Raw genomic sequence first — 4,543 nt, forward strand, 5'->3', positions numbered from 1 at the left:
TTTAATGGATAGCTCGTCAAGCCATTCCTCAAATCGCTGGTTGGCAAGCGGTGCTGATACCATGTGCTTACACTTTCTTTGGCAATGGTAGTAGAAGAATTTCCTCCCGCTTTTGCCTCTTGAACCGATTCCTGTCAAGTTGCTTTTACAATCGGGACAAATAAGAAAGCCTCTTAGCGGAAGTTCTGCTTTGGCAGCTTTGGGCTTGGACATGATGATTTTGGTTTTTCCTGAAAGCACCTACGCTTTTTGAAAGAGTGCTTCGCTTACTATGGCTCTATGTACTCCGTGTCTCGTCCTAAAAAAAGTTTACAGGTTACAGGTTAAATCCTATTATTAGTTTACAGTTGTTTTTTAGTCCTGACATTGGTTTACGAATATAGTTTTTTTCAGATAATAATTCTTCCATAATTTCTCTGTTTTTAGTGGGCTTTGTGAATGATGTACTTGATTGGGTGTATGGTTACTGATGCTCATATGAGGTCTGTCGTCATTATAAAGGTTTATTACGCTATCCAATAATTCTCTGGCTTCCTTGATATTATTGACTTCATAAGCATCTAAATATTCTTCTTTGATGATTCCGTTTACTCTTTCTGCAATGGCATTTTACTCATTTTGTTTTTATTGTTTTTTCAATGGTATTCGTGATTCGCTTCGCTTAATTCTAAAGGATCTCCGTTTTCAGTCATACTGATTTGTATGTTGTAATCCTGCAATAGCTTTACATACTCTTTGCTGCAATATTGTATGCCTCTGTCGCTGTGATGCGTGAGTGGCAAATGGCTCTCTGCCCCTCTAAAGGCAGAGAGAGCCATTTGCAGGGCTTGGATACTCTCAATGGCTTCTATGTTTCAGCTACTTGATAACCGACTGTTTTATGAGAATACGCATCAGTAATAAAACTGATATACAAGTGTTCTTGAGGATTAATTTTCCAATAAGTAATATCGCTTACCCAAAGTTGATTGGGTGCTGTCGGGACAAAGCCTTTTATCAGGTTAGGATATTTCCTAAGCCAGTGATAGGAGTTGGTGGTTGTTATTCTACGCTTTCGTTTTCTTATCAATAAATAATTGGCTGCAAGTAGATTAAACAAGGCATCTCTACCTATTTTAATCCCATTTTCAAGCATAAATGGTTGAAGTTTGTCATAGAGCTTTCTCGTTCCTAATCTTGGATGATTTGCCCTTATTTGTCTTACTTGTTGCAGTATTAATTCTTCTTCAATAGTAGTATCTATGGCTTTCCACGAGTTTTGATAATATGCCTGTCGAGTGATACCAAACCAAGAACATAGCTTGGCAAATCCTATATTCTGAAAGTTGTTTTTCATTTCTTCAATGGTTTGGTATTGTACTTTTTTCGGATAGGAATATTAAATTCTTTTTCTGCAATATCAACCATTGTAGAAAATGCAATAGCTTTCATCTCAGCATCTTTGAGCCGGTTTTCTAACTCCGCTATTCTTTTTTTCAACTGAAGCGTTTCAAAGGCTTCGATTACTTTATCTTCCACTTTTACTTTTTTAGCCATAACCATATCAGTATTATTGGCTGTAAAATTAGGCCTTCTGGTTTTAACAGAACTATCGTAACCTAATTCTCGCATCCAACGAAGTAGCTGACCGTGTTCTTATTCCTGTCCGGTATATTTTTCCCAAATCTCTCGTTTAGTACAACCCGATTCAAGTAATTCTCGTAGAATGTGATGTTTCTCCGAATCACTAAAATACTTGTTCGGCTTTTGAATGATGCTTTTTCCAGTTTTTAGTCCTGAAATGACTTTACTTTTTTTGTCCATTTTTACACGTTTTGGTGTAAACCTATTTTAGGACTAGACAATTACATTTACCATGAGGGGTGTGAAAGAAGCCCTGAACCAACCCCATAAGAAGCGGGAAGAGAAAAACTATGCGCTTTACAGAATTGAGGGACTGTTTGCACAGAGCATTTACATAAAATCGGTAGCCGATGCCAAAGGCAGACCCTATGTATGGCACTACATGAAAACACAGATTGACGGAGAGGACAGCTTTATTGTGATAAGAGAAGATCTGCTCAGGGGAACAAAAGAGTTTTATACCATAGTGGACGACATAAAATAAAAAAAGCGTTTTGAGCCCTCGGTGCCGGCTAATCAATCCGGTTCAGAATCTCTCCACGCTTTCGGCTACAAAAATACATGAAAAACAAAAGCAAAATACAAATTCCCGATTTCCACAAAATGGCAGAAGCTGCACTAAGGCAGATACCGCACAATATCGGGCAAATGGCATTGAGCCACTTCAAAGACTTGTTCCGCAAGCAGGGATTTACCGACTTTGCTTTTGTGCCCTGGGCTAAGCGCATGGACGTCATGAACCACCCCATGCTGAGAAAGTCAAACGCCCTTATGGAAGACCTGAAAGTAACGGAGCAAACCATGCAGCGAATAAAAATAGAAACCAACCTACCTTATGCAGCCATACATAATAACGGAGGCAAGTTTTCTATACTGATAACCGATAAAATGCGTAAATACTTTTGGGCGATGTACAGGCAGACTGGGCAGGAGCGGTTTAAATTTATGGCGATAACCAAAAAGAAAAGGCTGCCCATAAGGATACCCGAACGCAGGTTTATAGGAGATAGTAAAGTCCTGAATGACAACATAGACAAATACTTAGCAACACTATTAGTAAAAACTTTTAACAATGGATAACTGGCAGAAAATGTACATGGAGCTTAGCGAGCTTCTGTGTGAAAACAAAGAAATTAAATGGATAGACCTGTGGCATAATCAGGTAGGGTTTCTGGACGAGGAACACCCTTTTCCCGCACCTGCACTCTTTTTAGGCTTCCGAAGCATGGGGATTGAAGACCTTGCAGCAAGAATACAGAAAGTAAGCGTACAGGTGGACGTGTATGTGTTTTACGAAACATTTGCCGACACGTATAAAGGAGGGATAAACCAAAGCGATGCGCTCGAATTCCTATGCCTCATGGATTATGTACAGGCAACGCTGCACGGAACAACAGGGCAGACATACAGCGAAATGAGGCGCACAGATTTTGCCCCTGTGGACACAGGAAGCGCAGGAAACCTGTACCGCATTTCTTTTACCTGCAACCTGATAGATGAGTTTGCCAAAAAACAGTATGGGGAAAACGAGGAAGATATTGAAGTAGATGTAGAAAAGACAGCTTTTGAAACTGAGAACCCGGACGAGGACTTTGGTTACGATTTAAACCAGCCTTAAAAACCCTTTAAACACGGTTGAAAACAATGTTTTCTATGGTTTTGGCAGAACGCCTGTATTTTTTTGCCAGCTTCTCCAAGATGTGTTCGGCAAGGAACTTTTTTGGGGATTTTATTTTGACAAAATCCTCACGAATGTCGCTGTAAAGCATTGTTGTTGTGTCTCGCTTTGCCATGACTGCAAAGATAAATCAGCAACAGGGCATCCACTGAAATAAATATTCCACAATGCGGAGTTTCCCACAGCGAAATTTAGTGAGTGAAATAAAAGTGTAGAAAATCTGCAACAGCCCACAACACCGCAATCCTGATAATCCACTTGGCTATCGGAGGTGTAGCAGCAAATGCTTCCTGCTTTTGGAGCCTTGCCAAAAAAACGTCAATCCGATTAATGATGGTGTTATGTCGCATTTTTTTCTTTATTTTTTTCCCACCGACCGCTACCAATTGAGATTTTTCGATAAACATAACCTCAATATAATTAGTAAGTGAGCGATGTTCTTTTTCTGCGAGTTGCTGAATTTTGGCAACTAACTCTTCTTCGAGTTTCCAAGTGTAATTTTTCTTTGCCATTATCTTTGAATTGATAGTTTGTATTTTGTACCGTGAAAATTCCATGTGTCGTTGCTTAACTCATCGTAAGCATATCCGATAGTTTTTAAGAATTTCAAAGCCGCTTTTTCGATTTTGTATTCTTTTACAACTCTGTAATCAGAAGTGTTGTAGTGCCTGTTGTGATTTTGAATTCCATGTTTATAAAGTTTAGATTTTTTCCCATTCTTTAGTTAAGTGATTGTATTTTTCATCTTGATGAGCGTTTGCCATCATAGTAGCAAGTTTGCTTTCTTTTTTCTTTGGTCTTGCTTCAAATTCATTAATTGAAATAGCGCTATCAATTAAATCTTCGATTGTATCGCAGCAATCTAAACCGCCAACCATTGTAGCCATTACAGCTTTTATGTTTTCTTCGCCAACCTTTTCAGTAATTGTTGCGATTATCATTTCTCTGTTGTCTTTTAAATCTTGCAGTGTTTAAAGATAAGGTTAAATACAATTACAATGCAAGTGTTTTGCAAAGTGTTTTTGAATTATTTTGTTAAAATGTTGTAACTGACTAAAAATCAATACAAAAAAATACACCCACCGCACAAAAAATAAAGAAAAAAACGACAACACAACATGGGTAGCTGTTGCACAACTCTCTAAAAAAAGAAAAAAACATCAAAAACGGCTTCATTAGAAGCGTTTTAAGCACACTTGTTTTTTCAACTATGCTTTTTAAGTTGGTTTTTTGGGTGGTTTA

Annotated in this window: 10 protein-coding genes; 3 read left to right on the forward strand and 7 right to left on the reverse strand. The window is 38.3% G+C overall.

Annotated features, from left to right (window positions below; all coding sequences use genetic code 11):
* The 4 genes from M0R38_12850 to M0R38_12865 form a co-directional block, all read right to left on the reverse strand.
* The coding region (locus M0R38_12850) for a zinc ribbon domain-containing protein (GenBank protein MCK9482622.1) at positions 1-213 on the reverse strand (213 nt) is incomplete at its 3' end.
* Positions 214-635: 422 nt separating this feature from the next.
* Positions 636-818 carry a DDE-type integrase/transposase/recombinase gene (locus tag M0R38_12855; protein MCK9482623.1) on the reverse strand — a complete coding sequence of 61 codons (183 nt, stop codon included), beginning with the start codon at positions 816-818 and terminating at the stop codon, positions 636-638.
* A 29-nt stretch (positions 819-847) separates the two neighbouring features.
* Positions 848-1,336, reverse strand: coding sequence for a hypothetical protein (locus tag M0R38_12860; protein MCK9482624.1), 489 nt, complete (start codon positions 1,334-1,336; stop codon positions 848-850).
* Complete coding sequence (locus M0R38_12865) at positions 1,333-1,611, reverse strand: hypothetical protein (GenBank protein ID MCK9482625.1); 279 nt, start codon at positions 1,609-1,611, stop codon at positions 1,333-1,335. The genes M0R38_12860 and M0R38_12865 overlap by 4 nt, the downstream gene beginning before the upstream one ends.
* 253 nt (positions 1,612-1,864) lie before the next feature.
* Here M0R38_12865 and M0R38_12870 point away from each other — a divergent pair, with 253 nt between their 5' ends.
* The 3 genes from M0R38_12870 to M0R38_12880 all read left to right on the forward strand — a co-directional run bounded on the left by M0R38_12870 (position 1,865) and on the right by M0R38_12880 (position 3,241).
* Positions 1,865-2,107 (forward strand): hypothetical protein, encoded by a 243-nt coding sequence (locus M0R38_12870; GenBank protein MCK9482626.1) that lies wholly within the window; start codon positions 1,865-1,867, stop codon positions 2,105-2,107.
* A 77-nt stretch (positions 2,108-2,184) separates the two neighbouring features.
* On the forward strand, positions 2,185-2,703 hold the full coding sequence (locus M0R38_12875) for a phage virion morphogenesis protein (protein MCK9482627.1): 519 nt from the start codon (positions 2,185-2,187) through the stop codon (positions 2,701-2,703).
* Complete coding sequence (locus M0R38_12880; GenBank protein ID MCK9482628.1) at positions 2,696-3,241, forward strand: hypothetical protein; 546 nt, start codon at positions 2,696-2,698, stop codon at positions 3,239-3,241. The genes M0R38_12875 and M0R38_12880 overlap by 8 nt, the downstream gene beginning before the upstream one ends.
* A gap of 7 nt (positions 3,242-3,248) precedes the next feature.
* Here M0R38_12880 and M0R38_12885 read toward each other — a convergent pair whose 3' ends face one another.
* The 3 genes from M0R38_12885 to M0R38_12895 form a co-directional block, all read right to left on the reverse strand.
* Complete coding sequence (locus M0R38_12885) at positions 3,249-3,416, reverse strand: hypothetical protein (protein MCK9482629.1); 168 nt, start codon at positions 3,414-3,416, stop codon at positions 3,249-3,251.
* 76 nt (positions 3,417-3,492) lie between these two features.
* On the reverse strand, positions 3,493-3,813 hold the full coding sequence (locus M0R38_12890; protein MCK9482630.1) for a hypothetical protein: 321 nt from the start codon (positions 3,811-3,813) through the stop codon (positions 3,493-3,495).
* A gap of 189 nt (positions 3,814-4,002) precedes the next feature.
* Positions 4,003-4,242 (reverse strand): hypothetical protein, encoded by a 240-nt coding sequence (locus M0R38_12895; protein MCK9482631.1) that lies wholly within the window; start codon positions 4,240-4,242, stop codon positions 4,003-4,005.
* Between the last annotated feature and the right edge of the window lie 301 nt (positions 4,243-4,543).

This window comes from Bacteroidia bacterium (assembly GCA_023228875.1).
Taxonomy (GTDB): domain Bacteria; phylum Bacteroidota; class Bacteroidia; order NS11-12g; family UBA955; genus JALOAG01.